Source organism: Streptomyces sp. SID8352, assembly GCF_009862265.1.
Classification (GTDB): domain Bacteria; phylum Actinomycetota; class Actinomycetes; order Streptomycetales; family Streptomycetaceae; genus Streptomyces.
Genome location: NZ_WWGX01000089.1, coordinates 104,588 through 122,163, shown reverse-complemented (window position 1 = coordinate 122,163; position 17,576 = coordinate 104,588). Strand labels below are relative to the sequence as shown.

Below are 17,576 nucleotides of genomic sequence, written 5' to 3'. Positions count from 1 at the left end.
CCGGCGGACTGCTCAGGGGCGTGAACGCCCACCCTTGAGGCGGCCGACGGGGGGTCCCCGGCGGACAGGGCTCGCCCGGGCTGCCGGGCCGCATCCACGACCTGGGTGCGAGCCTGTCCCCACCGCGCCGTCCGGGTCTGTGGGCGTCAGAATGTCCCCGACCTCACCGAGCGCGCCCCGCAAGGTGTCGGCCCCGGGCCACCATCGGACTCGAACGCCCGCCGGACGGTGAACCCGCCCTCACTCGGCGCACCGCCAACCGGGCCTCGCCACGGCACGGGCGCCGGTCGAACGCGGCACGGTACGACGTGAGTCCGGGCAGATCGAGCGGGAGTCGTCCCCGCCCGGTCTTGCTGAGAGTGCCGGCACGCCCTTCGGGCCTGGGGAGCACCGCGAGGCGGAGGGCGTCCGCACACCGTGTGTGCGGACGCCCGACAGCGGGGCGAGGTGTGGCCGGTGTCGCGCGTCCGGCCGGGGACCGCGGGACGGCTCTCAGTGCCGGATGCTGCGGGCGAAGACGTGGTAGCGGTTGCTCTCCGGTCCGTCGCCGCCGGGCAGCAGGTTGCCGCTGGAGGAATGGAAAACCACCGTGGTGCCGCGGGCGTCGACGGACGGGTTGAGCGCGTAGCCGTTGCCTGCCGAGCCGCGCGGGGTGGTGGCCACCCGTTCGGTGCGCCCGGTGCGCAGGTCGTGGCGGAAGATTTCCGGGCTCCGCCACGGATAGTGCGGGCCGGGCACCAGGTTGTCGGCGTCGGAGGTGAAGTAGACCCAGCGGTTGTCCGCTGTGATGGCGCCGTCGTGGGAGCTGCTGGTCGTGCCGGTGCCGGGGAGGGGTGTGCTGACCAGCTTCACGGTGCCTGTGCGCAGATTGCGGGCGTAGAGCTCCAGATGGTTGGTCTTGCGGGGTGGCGCGCTGGGCGTGGACAGCGAGTAGGGGGCGGTCCGCCCGTCCGGGCTGATGACGGCGTCGAGGGCGGCCCGGGCGGGTACGCCGGCCGGGTTGGTGGCGGCGACGCGGGTGGTGCCGGTCGCCAGGTCGCGGACGTAGTACCCGGCGAGACGCGCCACCGTGAGGTCCTGCCCGTCCTCGGGGTCGCCGGGGTCCTCCGGTTCGGTCGGGCCCTCGGGCACCGGGAGCAGGTCGGTGGCGGTGGAGCTGAAGCCGATCGTGCGGCCGTCGGCGCTGATGGTCGGGTTGGTGGACCTGCGGGGCGAGCCGTCCGCGGCGGTGCTGACCAGCCGGGTGGTGCGGGTCCAGCGGTCACCTAGATCTTGTAGGGCTGGGGATGCGGTTTCAGCGAAATGGTGTCCTTGGTGAGCACCAGATCGGCGCGAGTGGAGGCGAAGGCCACGTAGCGGCCGTTTGTGCTGATGGACGGGCTGTCGGCCGTGTGCTTGGAATGGTCGAGTGTGCCGTCGCCGGCGCTGATCAGCTCGGTGCGGCCGGTCCGGCGGTCACGGACGTAGATGTTGGCGTCCCCGATGGGCTTGTGGCCGTCCACCGGGGTGCGGTCGGTACTGGTGAAGGCGACGTAGCGGCCGTTCGCGCTGATCACTCCGTCGTGGCCCCGCATCGGGGTGCCGTCGGTGAGCACGCTGATCCGTTCGGTACGGCGGTGGCGCAGGTCCCGGACGTACACCTGTTGGCCCGTGGAGAGCTGTGCGGCCAGATTGTCGGCGTCCGAGACGAAAGTGCGTAGTGGCCGTCGGCGCTGACGTCGAGACTCGTGCTCCCGCCGTTGGGCTTGGCGCCGCCGAGGCCGGCGTCGACCTGGCTGGTGGTGCCGCGTGGCGCCGGGGCGGCCTGGGCCGGAGCGGCGGCCAGGGCGAGCACGGCGGGGGTTGCCAGGACGGCTCCGACTCCGGCGGTGGTCAGTCGACGGCCGCCACCGCCCCTGCCGGCGCGGGTGATCGGTTGCAGACAGTCATTCCTCCCCCTCGTGAAGGTCCCGCCGCTTCCTCTCCCCGGCGGCGGGCACGGGGGACAGCCAAGCCGCGGGCGGCGACAGCGGTCAGCGGAGACGACGAAAGTGGCCAGAAAGGACGTCAATAGCCTTATTTCGCAGAAAGGTTGATCCATCGGGTGAGCGGTTCCATCACTGTGGCGGGAAGTGTCGGGTCGAGTGGGGGAGCCGACCGGTCCCGGCCGTGAGGGGGCCGGGACGCCGGGATCCGGCGAGACGTCGGAGAAGGCGCCAAGTGGTCAGCACGAGTCCTGGAGGAACGGAGGACGGCCGCCCGGACAGGCCAGTCGTTGCACAGCGTGAAAAGAGCCCTTGACCTGCAAGAATGCAGGCAGGAAGCCTACCCGTTGGAGTGCACCGATGCTGCGTACCATGTTCAAGTCCAAGATCTAGCGTTTGGGTGTTTACGCAGGCCAAGGGCGTGATGGTGGCATTCGGGTCAGCAAACGGTCAGCACGGGGCGCGGAGGTGTCCCGGCTTGCTGAGCAGGTGACCTGCCGCGGTGAAGACCTGGGCAGAGATGCCCGGGTCCCGCTCGGAAGGATTGCGGAAGATCAGCGCGCTCCCGGTCCCCCCGTACCGCTGCCGCGGCAACAAGATCCCCACACTCTGGGCCCGCACCCACCAGGTTCGACCTGCGGAACCAGCAGCCTGATGATCTCCCGCTCCCGATCAGAGGGATCCGTCGAGTAACGGGTACACAGCCCACACCCCCAGCCTCCGAACGTGCGTTACCACCCCGCTACCAGGGACTTGCCCGCTGACAGGCCTTTGAGGCGCCCTCTGGACGGGAACCCGAAGAGCCCGGTCCCGGGTTCCGGCAGACAGACGGGCGCCTCGGGGGCCGCCCTTCCGAATGTATGTCAATTCCTTTTCCGGACAATGACCGTCGACCGTAATCCCCTCGTCACGCCAGAGCTTTCTGCAATCCGCCCGACCGTTCACGAGAACGTCAATTACAGTGTGAAATTGATCATTCTATGATCACTCGTTGATCGAGTTGTGTTGGGAGGAGGAGGCTCGAAAGCTCGTTCAATACCATTGATCACGTGCCGAGTCATCACTCAACGGCGGGGGGCCATGTCGAACTTCCAGAGCGCCGGAGCAGCCACCAGTTACCGTCTCCAGCAGAGGGGACCGTTCCCCTTCCACATCCGAGTTCGCGCGTTCCGGCAGAGTGCAGGCATGACCCAGCGTCAGTTCGCCGAGGCGTCGGGGATCAGCGTGCGGACCCTGCGTGACATCGAAAGCGGGCGCGTGGAACAGCCGCAGGCCCGAACCCTGCGCGCCCTGGCGGTCGTACTCGGGCTCGACGCCGACGAGATACGGCGATCCATGACCAACAGCCGGAAATCCGCCGCTCAAGACAGAAGCGGTCTGCGCATCGGCATTCTCGGCGATCTGACCATCGAGCGCGGCGGCATCGTGAGCGACGTACGCTCTCTCAAGCTCCGACGCTTATTGTCACTGCTGGCGCTGTGCCACCCGCAGTCGGCCAGTTTCGATGTAATAGGCAGCACCCTCTGGCCGAAGGAGCCACCGCGTTCTTACCAGAACCTGATCCACACGTACGTGAGCCAGGCGCGTGGACTTCTGCGCTCCTCCGGTTCCGGTTCTGCGGGCCAAGCCGCCTCCTACCTGATCCGCACTCCGACCGGCTATGCACTGTCGGTCGGACACGATCAGGTCGACCTGACCCGCTTCCGGGACCTGGCGAAAAAGGCGCGGCAGAGTCATGCTCAGGGGGAGGCGAAGGTCGCCTACGAGCTCGCGGCACTCGCGCACCAGTGCTGGCGCGGCCCCATCCTCGCCGACGAGCCGCAGTTGGCCCTTCACCCGGAGGCCACCGCGGCGGTCCGTCAGCGGATCGAGAATCTGCTTCTGTACGCGGACCTCGCGCTGCGGTTCGAGCAACCGGAGCAGGTGGTGTCGGCCCTGCGCGCCGCCGCCGGGGACGACCCCCTGCACGAAGGGTTGCAGGCACGGCTCATACTGGCCCTGGCCAGCTGCGGGGAGCAGTACGAAGCGCTGCGGGTGTTCGCCGACGTTACGCAGCGGCTCGACGCCGAACTGGGGCTGCAGCCCGGCCCGGAGATACGCCAGGTCCATCAGCGGGTCCTGCTCCAGCAGCTGAGCTGGCCCAGGAGTGTGCTGCTGTTCCGGCAGACGGAGGACGCCCTGCGGGAGAGCAGGCCGTCGGCCTCTCCTCTGCCGCCCGAGGTCAAGCCGTCGCAGCTGCCGGCCAGGACCCGGCACTTCGTCGGGCGCGCCGCCCAGCTCCAGGAGCTGAACCAGATGCTCCTCGCCCCCGGCGAGCGGGACGGCCAGGTCCCGGCTGCGCTGCTCACCGGACCGCCCGGCGGGGGCAAGACCGCGCTGGCACTGCGGTGGGCGCACCGGGTGCTGGACCATTTCCCGGACGGGCAGCTCTACATCGATCTGCACGGTCACGCGCGCAGAGGCCCCCTGGACGCTCAGGCGGCCCTGATCTCGTTCCTGCGCGCGCTCGGCGTGCCCGGGGAGCACATCCCGGACCACCTCGACGAGGCCGCGAACCTGTACCGCACCCGGCTGTCCGGGCGGCGGGTTCTGGTGGTCCTGGACAACGCGCGCGACGAAGATCAGATACGCCCCCTCATTCCCGGCGATGCGGGGTGCGCCGTGCTTGTCACGAGCCGCAACACACTGCCCTGTCTGGTCGCCAGGGACGGCATACGGCGGATCGCCGTCGACGCGCTCGACGACGAGGAGGCGCTGATGCTGCTCGGGCGGCTGCTGGGACCGGAACGGACCGAGGCGGAGTCGCTCGCCGCCATGGCCCTGAGCCGGTACTGCGACGGGCTGCCTCTGGTGATCCGGGTCCTCGCGACGCGTCTGGCCCAGCCTCCCTGCCTCAGCATCGCCCAGTACTACGTAGAGCTGCAGGAGGCCGGGCTCTTCCGGCAGCCCTCCCTACCGGGGGACCTGCTGTCCTCGGTCCAGGTGGCGTTCGAGCTGTCGTACGCGGCGCTGCCGGAGCCGGCGCGCCGGGTGTTCCGGCTGCTCGGCCGGACCGAGGGCACCCACATCACCGCCTACACCGTGGCGGACGCGGCGGGCACGACGCCGACGGAGGCCCGGTGGTCCCTGTACCAGCTGGTCGACGCGAGCCTGCTGCGGGAGTACGCGCACAGCCGGTTCAGTATGCCCGGCCCGCTGCTGCGGTACGCGAAGGTGCTGCTCGACCGGGAGGAGCAGTTCCAGGCGGTGTGAGCGGCCCGGCCCCGGCGGGTACGAGCCGGTGTTCCGGCCGCGGTCCGCTGTCGGCATCGTCATCCGCCGAGGGCCAGGCGCAGCGCGAACAGGCCGAAGACGGCGGCGGTGAGCCCACTGGTGAGCCGCTGGGCCGACGGGGAGTTCAGGTGCCGGGACAGCCGGTGCACCAGCCTCATCCACACGAGGAGCCAGGCCAGCCCCAAGGCGAGGTAGCAGCAGGCCAGGACCACCACTCCGACGGTCGGATCCATGCCGGACGGCACGAACTGAGGCAGGAACGCCATCAGAAAGATGCCGACCTTGGGATTGGAGCCGGTGCACAGCAGTCCCAGACCGAAAACGCGCCACCGGCCGCGCGGTGGGTTGTCCGCCCGGTCCTCGGGACCGGGCGCCGCGGTGGCGGCCGTGCGCAGTGCCGCGCGCAGTGCCTGGTACGCCCAGACCGACAGGACGGCGGCGCCCGCCCACCGGACGGCGGTGAACAGGTCCGGGCGGGCGGCGAGCAGCGCGGCGAGCCCCAGGGCGCCCAGGGCCACCTGGAGGGCTCCCGCCGCGATCATGCCGAACGCGGCGGGAGCGGCCGTATGCGGCGAACCAGCCAGCACCAGGCGGGTCATCAGGGCCAGGTCGGGACCCGGCGCCATGATCACTACCAGGGAACTCGTCAGGAACGCGATGGCGTTGATCACGGCTCTTCGATGACTAGCTTCTGTTCCAGGGCACGGATGATCCGGTAGTCCCGCTTGATCTTTTCCTCGTCCGGGTGGGCGAGGATGACGAAGCCGAAGTTGAGACTGTCGACCAAGTCCTTGGTGACGGGAACGTGGTCACCGTCGGACAGGTTCTGCACCGAGAAGTGGTGACTCGACAGCGTCCGGATCTCGTCCAGGACCGCGGTGTCGCGCACGGTCCCGGAGTGGCGGACCATGTGAAACACGCACATCTGGTGGGTCAAAAGCTCGTAGCCCTGCGGCAGTTCACCCCCCGTCAGCCAGCGCACCGTCCGGTCGATCTGGCTGTCGCCGGTGGCGTTGCGGTTGAACCGCGGCTGACCGCCGCCGTGCGGACGGGCGCCCAGCTCGATGAGCACCGGCCCGTCCGCGGTTCCCATCACCTCCACGTGGGCGGAGCCGAAGCGGACACCCACCGCGTCCAGTACGTCGAACGCGTATTCGGCGAGGGGCGCGACGACGGGCTCGTCCGGAGGCAGCCACCGCATGGTGTCGTAGACGGCCATGTGGGGGCCGTTGTCGACCTTGTCGTACGAGCACACGTCCACGAGGGAGTGCTTGCCGTCGTGGCTGAAAGTGTCCACCACGTACTCGGTGCCAGTGACGAGCTTCTGCACGATGAGCCGGTCGTCGACTTCTCCGAACTGGTTGATCCGGCCGATCTGCCGCTCGAACACGGCCTGCCAGTCCGTCCCGCGCCGCACCTTGATCACGCCGTCGGTGCTGGCGCTCTTCGGCGGCTTGATCACCAGGTCAGCCCCGATCAGGCCCTCGCTCTCCAGCCAGGCGGCCGCCTCCTCGACGTTCGCGGTGCAGATCTGCGGGATGACCGGCAGCCCGGCCGCCCGCACGGCTGCGGCCATACGGCTCTTGTCCCGGCGTGCCTCGGCCAGTCCCGGCGCGTTGCTCAGCTCCGGCAGCACCCGGGGGGCGATCCGCTCGGCCAGTTCCACGCCGGACTCGCAGCCGGCGATGACACAGCGCGGGTCCAGCGCCCGCACCCGTCGTACGACATCGTCCAAGTCCCCGTCGTACACGATGACGTCGGGGAAGTCCTGCGGCCGGTAGGAGGAGACGTACGCCTCGGGCGGGCGCGGGCTGCTCACCACCGCCGCGACCGGGACACCCTGACTGCGCAGGGCCTCCGTGAACAGGGCCCCCGAGGAGTAGGGGTCAATGACGACGCAGGGGCCCTGCCCTCGGTCCCCGCGCACGTCAGCGTTCACCATCGGCGGCCTCCTTCCGTGCCAGTGCGGAAACGGCGGTGCAGTAACGGGCGAAGAAGTCCGCTGCGGGCTCGCTGACCCGCCGGGCGCGCACCGGGGCGTGCACCAGCCCGTCCTCCCGCACATACATCACCGGCGTGCCGTTCTCCTCGAGGAGGGCTGCGTACTTCTCCGCGTCCACGCACAGGGAGTCCATCTCGCAGCCGACGATGTAGGCCGGCGGCAGGCCGTGGAACGCTCCTTCCAGCAGCGGCGAGACGTACAGGTCTGCGGCTTGCTCGGGCTGCGGGCAGTAGCAGGCCGTGTAGAACTCCATCTCGCCGCCGGAGAGCAGGGGCGCGTCCTCTCCACCGTGGCGCCAACGGGTGAAGTCCAGGACCGGGCTGATCACGGCTTGGCCGCGCAGCCGAGGGCCGCCGCGGTCGCGCGCCATCATCGATAGCACCACCGCCATGTTGGCGCCGGAACTCTCGCCGCAGACCACTGCGCCGTCCGGGTCCAGGTCGCCGAGCCCGAGCGCGGGAAGGCTGGCGAGGGTGCCGCACAGACCCGTGTAGCAGTCCTCCAGCGGACCGGGGAACGGGTTCTCCGGCGCCATGTCGAAGTCCAGGGCTATGGTCACCAGCCCCGTGCGGGCGGCCAGTTCGGCGACCAGGCTGTGGTGGCTGTGCAGCGAGCCGATGACGAAGCCGCCGCCGCGGATGTAGAAGAGCACGGCGTGGTCGCCGCGTTCGGCCGGCTCGTAGATGCGGACGCGGGCCGTGCGGCCCTCGTGGACCACGGTCGCGTCCCAGTGCGAGACACCCTCGGGGACGGGGATGGGCAGCACCTCGGTCAGAGAGTCGTACAGGACGCGCTGCCGTTCGACGGGGTAGGTGTAGAAGTCGGGCGGCAGCGCGCCGTTCACCGTTTCCACGAACTTTTCGATGCCTTCTGCGTACGCCATGCGCAGCTCGCTCACTTCCGAGTACAGGTGCCGGAACGCGCGGCACGGATCAAGGGTTGGGACGGATCAGGGAGTGTCGGCGGCGACCGGGCCGCCTTTCCGCCCGGCGGGCTCGTCGGCCTGCTTGTCAGCCGGGGCGGCACCGGCGCCGGTGCCCGCGCGGGGCACGCTCATGCCGACCAGGGCCGCGGCCACGGCACCCACGGTGAGCAGTCCGGACAGCCACCACACCGATGCCGACGACGCCTGCCAGGCGGCGACGCCGAGCACGGGGCCGATCGCGTAGCCGATCTGCATGGGGAAGGCGGCGGCGGCGATATAGCGGCCCCGTAGGTGCTCGGGGGCGATCCGGCCCGGCCAGGCCGAGGCAGTCGGGGTGCCGATTATCTCGCCCACTGTCCACACCACCGTCGCCACGACATACATGGCCATGCTGGGCCCGGCAACGTACAGGTTCATCCCGACGCCGACCAGGCCGACGCCGAGCGCCACGGCGACCCTGCCGGGAAGACGCTGCACGTACTTCGTGAACAGTAGCTCCAGAGAGATGACCATGACGGCGTTCAGCGACAGCAGGCCGGAGTAGAGGGCCACGCCGTGTCCGTCGGCCTTGATCTGGAGCGGCAGGGCGGAGGTGTGCTGGATGTAGACGACGGCGTTGAGGAACAACGCCAGCAGGAACATCATGTACCGGGTGTCCCGAAGTACGGCGGCGTACGACCGGGTCGGGCCCTTCGCATCGTGCTCGACCGGCCTCGCGGTGTTCCCGGAACGCGCCAGCATCAGGGCGAAGGCGGCGAACACCAACTGCGCCGCCGCCTCCAGATAGAAGATCAAGTCGTACGAGTAACTGATCAGCAGCGCGCCGAGCAGTGGGCCGACCGTGGTGCCGAGGTTGAACGCCATGCGGTAGACGGCGAACACCATCACGTGGTGGTCCTCGGGGGTGCGCTCCACCAGCAGGGCTGAGGAGGCCGGCCGGTACATCTGCGCCAGAAGCCCGATGAACGCGGCCACCGCGATCACCAGGGGCAGGCTGCCCAGGTGGGGCAGGCTCAGCGTGCCCAGTCCGGCGAGCGCCATGGAGCCGACGATGGTCCACGCGTAGCCGATGCGGTCGGACGCCGAACCGCCCACCAGCACGCCGATCACGGAGCCCACGCCGTAGGCGCCCAGCGCCAGGCCCGCCTCGGTCGCGGAGAACCCCTTCGCGGTGAGGTAGAGCACCAGGTAGATCTGGAGGAAATTGCCGAGCCGGTTGACCAGCATGCCGACGAGCACGAGCCAGATGGGGCCCGGGATCCCGCGCAGGGTCTGCAGGACCGACGGGTGGCCAGCCCCACCGGGTTCGGAGGACTTCTGTCCGGTCGCGGCCATCAGGACGACTCCTCCACCGGCCGGCCCGCGAGTTCAACGAGCACCGGCGCCTTCAGCAGTGCCGTCCGGGCCTGATCCATCGTGTCCGCGAGGGAGATGATTCTGGCGTAGCGGGAGATGTAGCCGCGCGGCGGCAACCGCAGCACAGCCCCCGGGTCGGCCATCACGTCGGCGCTGTGGATCTCGGGCGGGAACCGGTCCTCGTGCACGGTCACCGCGTCGATCTCGACGTCCCGCTCGGGGTACAGGAAGGTGATCGCCGCGGCACGGCGCCGGCACGGCGTCGTCTCCGGGCGCCGGCCCGCCGCGACGTCGGCCGCCGCCATCGCCACGTCGACGCCGGTGGCGAGCTCGCCGAGGTAGGGGATCATGTCGCCGCCGAGGCGGGCGTTGACCTCCATCAGGCGCGGGCCGTTCGCGGTGAGGCGGAACTCGGTGTGGCTGACACCGGTGTGGAAGCCCAGCGCGGCGTGGCTGGCCCGCAGCGCCTCGAGCAGGTGCGGATCGGACAGCAGCGGGTCGGCCGCGTCAACCTCGTGGCCGGTCTCCTCGAAGAAGGGCGCGAGGCCCACCTGCTTGCGGGCCACCGCCAGAGGGGTGCACTCTCCCTCGAAGAAGACGGCGTCGACGCTGATCTCGGGGCCGTCGACATACGCCTCGACGAGCACGGACACTTCGAAAACGGGAACGCCCGGGTAGGAGGCACCGGACGCCGCCCGGTAGGCGCTCTCCACCTCGTCGGGCCCGTCGGCCCGGCGCACGCCCATGCCGCCGGCGAGGCCACGTGGCTTGAGGACGACCGGGAAGCCCAGCTTCTCCGCCGCGTCCCGTGCCTCGTTCAGGGAGCGCACGCCGATGGAGGCCGGCTGGGCGACCCTGGCGCGCTCCAGCGCGACCCGGGTGGCGTTCTTGTCCCGGCAGGCGACGACCGTCTCGGGGGAATTCCCCGGCAGGCCGAGCGACTGCGCCACGTGGGCCGCCGGAGTGACGAGTCCTTCGTCGTAGCAGAACACGCCGGCCACCTCCTGCTCGGCGGCTATGGCCCGGGCAGCCTCCATGAGTAGTTCGGGACGGGTGTTGTCGACCTGGGTGCTGCCGACGACGTAGGGCTCCTCCCAGGTCACCGGGGCCGGCTGCAGCAGCCAGAGCGCATAGCGTCGGCTCACCGTCCGAAGGATGAACTCCCGGCTGCGCCGGGCACTACTGCCGATCAGCAGCAGCAGCGGCTTTCCACCGTCCCTGCCCATGTTCCGCTCTCCTCGCATGTCGTCTCTCGTGAGCCGGTGCGTGCGCCGGGGGTCACGTGACCCCCGGCGCACGCACCGGCCCGTTTGTAGAACACCGGCCGGCTCCGGGGCGTTGCAGTCGTCGGCGGGTCAGGTGGCTGCCGCGCGCTGGCGTGACAGCGCGGGCGACAGTGGCCGGTGCTCCAGGGTCACGCCCGGGCAGGCCGTCGGCGGTGCCGGCCAGCCGCGGGTCGGCGGCCGGTCGGGGAAGACCGCGGTGACCTGGTCACCCACCCGTACGGCCGGGATCTCCGCGCGCATCCGGGCCACGGAGGTCTTGCGTTCGTGCCACGGGCACACGAGCCGGACGCCGTCCTCGGCCGTGTCGGCCAGGTGCAGGGGGCCACTGCGGTGCGGGCACTGGGCCCGCATCACGAAGCCCTGGCCGCCGACCGTGGCGTAGACGTACGGTGTTCCGGCGACGACCACACAGTTGTCCCGCCCCGAGGCAGGGAAGGTCACGACAGGCACTTGCGGTAGTCCCCCACCGAGTGGATCTCGTAGACGCACTCGTCCGACTCGATGTTGGCGCCGTGCAGCCGGTTGCGCTTGATGACCACGCCCTCGCCGGCCTGGAGCGTGAGCGACGAGCCGAGCCCGCTCTCGAAGCGCATGGTGCCGGAGACGATGTGGCACAGCTCGTCACCGTCGTGGCAGTGGGTGTTGGACAGTTCGCCGCGGGGTTCGACAAGATGCGCGACGGGCGCGTCGACCTTGCCCTGCTTCAGCCCCTCGAAGACCGGGTCGTGCAGCTTCTTCAGCTCCGGCTGGGCGTCCATCCAGGCGATCTGCTCGGAGAAGTCGAAGTCGGAGACGTCCAGGAGCACCCGGTACTCCTCGATGCCGCGCACGATCTCCGGGACGATGCCCTCGCCGTGGGCCTCGACCAACGGCTTGATGATCTTTTCGCGGGCCATCCGGCCGTGGTGCTGGTCGATGTGGACGTGCTCGGTGAAGTAGGTGGTGTCCACCGCGTCGCCGAATACGTCCCGCAGCATCCGGTCGGCACGGCGGCAGAAGTCGACCAGGGAACTCTCGGTGTAGTAGAGCGCGCCCACGTAGCGGAAGAACAGCTCGTGGTTCTTACCCAGGTAGTGGAAGTAGTTGTTCAGCAGCAGACTGCTGTTGAGGTAGTACTGCCAGTAGCGGTGCAGGTCGGACTCCAGGCCGACCGACTCCAGGGTCCGTTCGAACAGGGTGCTGTGCTTGGTGTCGTGGACGCCGTAGCCGTACTCGTCGATGACGACCTTGAACCACTCGGACTGGGCGGGGCCGTAGTAGCCGAGCACGTTGCGCATCATCGGAGATGCCTCGGAGAGGAAGTCCGGTGCGAACTGCACCAGCCACATCCGGGCCGCGCGCTGAGGGTCGGAGGAGTTCCGGATGGCCTTCTCCGACGGCGACGGCTCCTCGTCGCCGCTGGTGTCGAGGGAGTCGAGGTAGGCGTCGAGGCTCTTGGCCGTCCACTTGCCGGACGTCTCCACCTCCTCGTCGAGGAAACCGAAGGCGTACCGTTCCAGCGCCGGCCGGATGCGCTCGCCGAGCGCCCGGTTGCCGGGGCTGTAGAACGCCCGGAAGTCCTCCTCCTTCCCTTTCAGGCCGGACTTGGGGAAGAACACGAGGTCGGCCTCGTAGATGCTGGTCAGCAGGCGCTGCACGGCCAGGCTCGGGTAGTTGAGTATGTTCTCGCGGGCCGGGACCTTGTCGTAGTCGAGGTGGGGCAGGACCTGCGGCCTGAGCTGCCGGCGGTAGGGGTTGTCGTGGTTCAACCAGTCCAGGTTGTCGTGGTAGACCGGGGCGGTGGCGTACTGCACCACCGCGTCGCGCAGTTCCGCGCCGCTCAGCTCGAACGGGACATGCGTGGGGACGTGACTCATCGCTGGCTCCCTGATCGTGGTTCGGAATTGGGCCGTCACCGGTACGTCTCCGGCGCCAGGCGAGGCGGTGTCAGAGGCTCACGCGGAGGGTGAAGTCGCTCCAACGGAGCCGGAGGGAGGCTGTCTCGCCCGCCTTGGTCAGCACGGGCTTCTCCAGCGGGACCCAGCCCGGCATCCAGTGCGAGCGGGGGTTGTCCAGGGGGTTGGACAGGACGATTCCGTTGCCCATGTCCAGCTCGAACCAGACCACGAGGGCCTGGGCCTCCCCGTCCGCGGTGGCGAGGAACTCGAGGCTGCGTTCGCCGGGCTCCAGGGCGTCGCGCGCCAGGTCGAACCCCAGCACTGGTGCCGCCTCGGACAGGAACCGGTGCGGCCAGGTGTCGAGCCGTACCGGGAAGTGGCTGCGGGTGGCGAGCGTGTTCATCAGCGAGACGTCGAAGCCGCTGACCGTGGTGACCTGGTTCAGCTTCAGTACCGCCTCGCTGTTCACCAGCTTGCCGTACAGCCGGGCCGCCGACGGCAGCATGATCCCATCCGGCGCCAGGAGGTGCTCGCGTGCGTGGCGCACGGAGGGCAGCAGGCCCTCACCGATCAGACCGCAGTCGACGATCTCGGACACGAGGACGTCCACCGGTCCGCCGAGGTCCCGTCCCGCGTCCAGCGCGGTGGACGGCTTGCTGATGACAGTGATCACATCGGTCAGGCCGTGCGCGTCCACGACGTTCCGGGCGACCTCGGCCAGCAGCGGGTTCATCTCGCACGTGAACACCCGGCTCGCGCCGGCCCGGGCCGCGGCCATGGCGAGCAGCCCGCTGCCGGAGCCGATGTCCAGCACGGTCGCGCCGGCCGGGATGCCCCGCTCCAGGGCGGCGACGAGGGCCTCGTTGCGCTCGGTGTCGTTGAGCATGGCGAAATGCCAGCGTGGAACATTCCTGCGGACGATCTGCGTGGAGATGTCCGCGTCCAGGGAGAGGCTCTCCGGCGGCGTCCTCAGCAGCGCGGACGCCTGCTCGGCGAGTGCGCTCATCTCCTGCGCGAGCGATTCCAGGAGGGCCGCGCCCAGGCGGTACGGCGAGCCGTTCGTCGGCATGGCCGCTAAGTCCGTCCGGGCTTCGTGTTCGGCCGACGTGGGCCGTGCCTCTTGTAGGTGCTGCATGTAGTGCCACTGCTCCTTACGCTGACTCGCCGTTCGACAGTGGTGCGAGGCAGGTCTGGGAAGCCTCCTGCCGTCACACAGCGACCGTACGTAACCGCGTTGTTGTGGTTCTTCAGTGATTCTTCAGCGGGAGAGGCAGTTTCCGGGGCGGGAGGAACGGTGCTGACCTGCGCTGTTGCAGCGACTTCCGGCTCACGGGGGCGAGGCGGCAGAACAGAGCGGTGCAGCGGTCGTACGCAAGTTCGCCGCAGTGGTCGAGCAGTGCTCAGGATCTGTGGGTCGTCCGCGAGGGCGAGAGGCGTGTGCTCACCGCCTCGCCGGGGGCGGAAGCCGGCCAGGGCGCAACCGAACCGGCCGCCGAGCGAGACGAGCGTGAGTGGGCCCCGGTGGCGCGGCGGTCACCACCGCCTGCGGCGACGGTGGCCCGCCTGACCAGGCAGTGGCAGGACGGCCACGCCGCGTTCCAGCGGCGTGATCCGTCCGCGACGAAACACGTCCATGTGCGGGCCGACGGCGTTCCTCCCGAGATCCGCCTCGGCCGGGCTCACCCCCGCGTCCCGTGGTGGCCCTCGTCCCCACGGCGCGGCCGTGGTTCTGGCTGACCGCGCCTGCCGCACGTCGTCGTGCTCTGTGCGGCCGAGTACCGCGAAGGAACGATCCGGCAGCCGGGGAGACAGCCCCGCCCGGAAGCGTCGGTAACCACTGACGTCACCGCGCTCGACGGCAGCTGCCCTTTCGGGAGGGACGGTCACTTCGGGGGTCCTACCGGGCGTCATGGAAGATCACGCCGAGGACATGGCGCCGCCCGCTGTGCACGGTGCTCACCCCGTGCCGCAGCATCACCCGGCTCCAGCCGCGCGCGGACCGCACGGGTCGGTGGTGGACGGCGAAGACGAGGCCCTGCCCCTGTTCCGGCCGCCGGACGATGGGCCGGGACTGGGCGCGCGGCCGCTGCTCCACGAAGACGCTCTCGCCCCCGGTGAAGTCCCGGTCCGGCTCGTCCAGCAGCACCGCCACCTGGAGCGGGAACGTGAGGTCCCCGTACACGTCCTGATGCAGGCAGTTGTAACCTCCCTGCTCGTAGCGCAGCAGCAGCGGGGTCGGCCGGTGCTGGCCCATGGCGGCGCAGGCCGCGACGAGGTCCTCGTGAAGGCCGGGGAATTCCGGCTCGCCGAGCCGCGCCGCCCAGGTGTTGGCGATGTGCGCCAGGGGTGGGTACAGCTGCTGGCGCAGGGCGAGGACCAGTTCGGGCAGCGGGTGGGCGAAGTAGCGGTATGACCCCTCGCCGAACCGGTGCCGGGCCATCGTCACCGTGCTGCGGAACAGCCCCGGTTCGTCGAACATCGCCCTCACCTGCGCGCACTGCCCGGGGGTGAGCAGGGGCGGGGTGAGTGCGACGCCGTCCGCATCCAGCTCTGCCACGAGAGCGGGCCAGTCGAGGTGCCGCAGCGCGGGAAGCCCGTTGCTGTCGGCGGTCGGCAGGCCGGCGGGTGCCGGCTCGGTGAGCCCGGGCAGTGGCGGGGTGTCGTAGGCGTTCACGGGCTCGGGTCTCCAAAGAGGGTGGGCGAAGGCGAAGGCGACAGGGAAAGGGCGGTGGGCGCCGGTGACGGGGGCTTTTACCGGCGCCCACCGGTCAAGGGCCTGTCGGACTGTTCTGAGCCTCCAGACCGAGCAGGAAACGCTTGGCGGCCAAGCCGCCCGCGTATCCGTTCAGGCTGCCTCCGGAACCGACGATCCGGTGGCAGGGCAGCACGACGCAGAGCGGGTTGGCGCCGAGCGCCTTCCCGACCGCGCGGCCGGCCCGCGGCCGCTCCAGTGCCTCGGCCAGCTGCGCGTAGGTTGCGGTGTGCCCGTACGGCACGAACGCGTCCAGCGCCATGACGGTCCGGCGGCTGAACGGGGTGGCAAGCCGCAGGTCCACCGGCACGGTGAAGTCGCGACGGGCGCCGACAAGATAGGCGTCAAGATGGGTGCGCGCCTCCTGCAGCACCTTCCGCGGGGCCGGATCCGCGTGCTCCTCCTCGACGGTCCGCAGCCCCGACCGGGTGGCGCGGGCCACAGCATCCTCAAGGGTGCCGTAGCAGCACATCACGAGCGAGTCGGTCGTGGCCGCCAGCACGAGCCGCCCCAGTGTCGTGGGGTAGACCGCGAACGCCGCCGTGGTGTCGCCAGGGATGTCACTGGTTCGCACGATGCAACTCCGTCTTTCTCATGGACGTCGGGTTCCGGTGGCCGTCACACGGTGACGGGCCGACAGCTCTTGCAGGCGCGGTACCCGGCCAGTCCGGCTTCGCGCGCGGTACGGAACGGCACCTGGTGGGGCGGGGTGATGCGGCGGGCGTGGGCGCAGGTCGGGTGGCAGTAGATCCGTGTCGTGTCGCTGCCGAGGAACACCACTCCGCGCCGGTGCAGTTCCGCCATCCGCCGCAGGTCGATGCCCTCTGTGGCGCGCAGCGCGTCCCCCACGCCGGGGAGGTGGGCGGCGTCGCAAGGTGTGCCGTTGTCGTACGTCACGCGGTGGCAGGGGATCAGTACCGCGGCCGGGTTCTGGGCCAGGGCCCCGACCACGGCCTCCGGCGCCGTCCTGGCCTCCTGGGCGATCCAGCCGACCGGGCGCAGCTGCCCGACAGGGACGGCGCGGACTGCCTCCAGCACCGCCCGTTCCACCGAGCCGTACGGGGACAAGTCGATGTGCAGCCGCCGGGCGCGTCCGGTCCGCACTGCGGTGGCGACGCCCGGGAACGGCCTGGCCGACCGCAGGGCCGAACGGCCGGTCCGGGCACGGTGCAGCTCTTCGAAGGCCGTCGCGGTCAGCCCGCCCGTGTCCAGCGCGGCGCCGGTCACCGCCTCCGGGCTCGCCGCCACGAAGAGGCCGCCGACGGCCGTGTCGAGGCGGACATAGGTGTCGTAGGTCTCGCGCGGAACGCCGACGCGCCGCAGCACGCGCACGGCGAAGTCCGCCGGTGGTTCTGCGGTGAGCCCGGCCAGCTCGGGCTGGGCCGCGTCCGGTGCCTCGTGGTCGCTCTTCATGGCGTCACCTCCTCCAGCACGGCTGTCTCCGGCTCCAGCAGCCGGCGCAGAGTTCTCAGGCCTTGGGACACCTGCGCCTTGGCCGTACCGACCGCGCACTGCTGCACCTCGGCCACTTCCGTGTAGCTCAGCCCCACCACATGCCGCAGCACCACGGGCGTGCGGTGGTGCTCCGGCAGCTCCAGCAGCGCCGTGACCAGCCCCTGCCGATCGTCGGCGAGGGCGGCCAGCTCTTCCGGCCCCGGGTTGTGGTCGTTCCAGGCGGCGGGGGTGTCATCCACGGACACCCCGGCCAGGGCGGGCCGCCGGGAACAGGTGCGCAGGTGGTTGCGCCACACGTTCGCCGCGATGGCGAGCAGCCAGGCACGCGGCCTGAGAGCCCGCCGGCGCTCGGGGCCGTGGTCCTGTAAGGCTGTGTAGGCGCGCAGGAACGTGTCCTGCCCCAGGTCGTCGGCCTCGGTGGCCGAACCGGAGACCCGGAGCAGGAAGGTGTACACCGCCCTGCCGTGAACCCTGACCAGCTCGGTGAAGCCGCCCTCGAGGTTCGCCACCAGGAGCTCGGTCAACTGCCGCTCGGCCTTCTCGTCCATCACCGAATGAAACACCAATGCCGGGCGAGGGGTTGCACCCCACCCGGCGCCGATCTCGCGCCGCCCGACGCCACCGTCCGGGACTGTGCGCAGGTGTGTCCAGCGCGCGGCTGTCGATGTCGTCGACGAAGTACCCGG

The 17,576-nt window shown here is 70.3% G+C and carries 15 protein-coding genes; 1 reads left to right on the top strand and 14 read right to left on the bottom strand.

Annotation, left to right across the window (positions count from 1 at the left end; genetic code table 11):
- Positions 1-492: 492 nt before the first annotated feature.
- Together GTY84_RS26850 and GTY84_RS26845 are read right to left on the bottom strand one after the other, a co-directional pair.
- Positions 493-1,131 (bottom strand): hypothetical protein, encoded by a 639-nt coding sequence (locus tag GTY84_RS26850; RefSeq protein WP_237532674.1) that lies wholly within the window; start codon positions 1,129-1,131, stop codon positions 493-495.
- 134 nt (positions 1,132-1,265) lie between these two features.
- Positions 1,266-1,640, bottom strand: coding sequence for a PD40 domain-containing protein (locus tag GTY84_RS26845; RefSeq protein WP_161228975.1), 375 nt, complete (start codon positions 1,638-1,640; stop codon positions 1,266-1,268).
- A gap of 1,404 nt (positions 1,641-3,044) precedes the next feature.
- Here GTY84_RS26845 and GTY84_RS26840 point away from each other — a divergent pair.
- Positions 3,045-5,216, top strand: coding sequence for a BTAD domain-containing putative transcriptional regulator (locus GTY84_RS26840; protein ID WP_272919280.1), 2,172 nt, complete (start codon positions 3,045-3,047; stop codon positions 5,214-5,216).
- A 59-nt stretch (positions 5,217-5,275) separates the two neighbouring features.
- Here GTY84_RS26840 and GTY84_RS26835 read toward each other — a convergent pair whose 3' ends face one another.
- The 12 genes from GTY84_RS26835 to GTY84_RS26780 form a co-directional block, all read right to left on the bottom strand.
- Entirely contained in the window at positions 5,276-5,908 is a 633-nt protein-coding gene (locus tag GTY84_RS26835; RefSeq protein WP_161228973.1) for a LysE family translocator, read from the bottom strand.
- The gene (locus GTY84_RS26830; protein ID WP_161228972.1) at positions 5,905-7,179 is read right to left on the bottom strand and encodes an ATP-grasp domain-containing protein; all 1,275 of its coding nucleotides are present in this window, start codon (positions 7,177-7,179) and stop codon (positions 5,905-5,907) included. Before GTY84_RS26830 ends, GTY84_RS26835 begins: the two co-directional genes overlap by 4 nt.
- Positions 7,166-8,122: an alpha/beta hydrolase gene (locus tag GTY84_RS26825; protein ID WP_161228971.1), complete on the bottom strand. Its 957-nt coding sequence runs from the start codon at positions 8,120-8,122 to the stop codon at positions 7,166-7,168. Before GTY84_RS26825 ends, GTY84_RS26830 begins: the two co-directional genes overlap by 14 nt.
- A gap of 66 nt (positions 8,123-8,188) precedes the next feature.
- Positions 8,189-9,499 carry an MFS transporter gene (locus tag GTY84_RS26820; RefSeq protein ID WP_161228970.1) on the bottom strand — a complete coding sequence of 437 codons (1,311 nt, stop codon included), beginning with the start codon at positions 9,497-9,499 and terminating at the stop codon, positions 8,189-8,191.
- Positions 9,499-10,746 carry an ATP-grasp domain-containing protein gene (locus tag GTY84_RS26815; protein ID WP_161228969.1) on the bottom strand — a complete coding sequence of 416 codons (1,248 nt, stop codon included), beginning with the start codon at positions 10,744-10,746 and terminating at the stop codon, positions 9,499-9,501. The genes GTY84_RS26820 and GTY84_RS26815 overlap by 1 nt, the downstream gene beginning before the upstream one ends.
- 129 nt (positions 10,747-10,875) lie before the next feature.
- Entirely contained in the window at positions 10,876-11,247 is a 372-nt protein-coding gene (locus GTY84_RS26810) for a Rieske 2Fe-2S domain-containing protein (protein WP_161228968.1), read from the bottom strand.
- A complete protein-coding gene (locus GTY84_RS26805; RefSeq protein WP_161228967.1) occupies positions 11,244-12,662 on the bottom strand; it encodes an iron-containing redox enzyme family protein in 1,419 nt (472 codons plus the stop codon). Before GTY84_RS26805 ends, GTY84_RS26810 begins: the two co-directional genes overlap by 4 nt.
- Before the next feature lie 70 nt (positions 12,663-12,732).
- A complete protein-coding gene (locus GTY84_RS26800; protein WP_161228966.1) occupies positions 12,733-13,752 on the bottom strand; it encodes a 50S ribosomal protein L11 methyltransferase in 1,020 nt (339 codons plus the stop codon).
- A gap of 828 nt (positions 13,753-14,580) precedes the next feature.
- Entirely contained in the window at positions 14,581-15,357 is a 777-nt protein-coding gene (locus GTY84_RS26795) for a 2OG-Fe(II) oxygenase (protein WP_161228965.1), read from the bottom strand.
- Between the two features lie 94 nt (positions 15,358-15,451).
- Positions 15,452-16,009, bottom strand: a complete 558-nt coding sequence (locus GTY84_RS26790) for a methylated-DNA--[protein]-cysteine S-methyltransferase (RefSeq protein ID WP_345943535.1) — start codon at positions 16,007-16,009, stop codon at positions 15,452-15,454.
- Positions 16,010-16,053: 44 nt separating this feature from the next.
- On the bottom strand, positions 16,054-16,848 hold the full coding sequence (locus GTY84_RS26785) for an MGMT family protein (protein WP_161228964.1): 795 nt from the start codon (positions 16,846-16,848) through the stop codon (positions 16,054-16,056).
- The gene (locus GTY84_RS26780; protein ID WP_161228963.1) at positions 16,845-17,438 is read right to left on the bottom strand and encodes an RNA polymerase sigma factor; all 594 of its coding nucleotides are present in this window, start codon (positions 17,436-17,438) and stop codon (positions 16,845-16,847) included. Before GTY84_RS26780 ends, GTY84_RS26785 begins: the two co-directional genes overlap by 4 nt.
- Positions 17,439-17,576 lie beyond the last annotated feature (138 nt).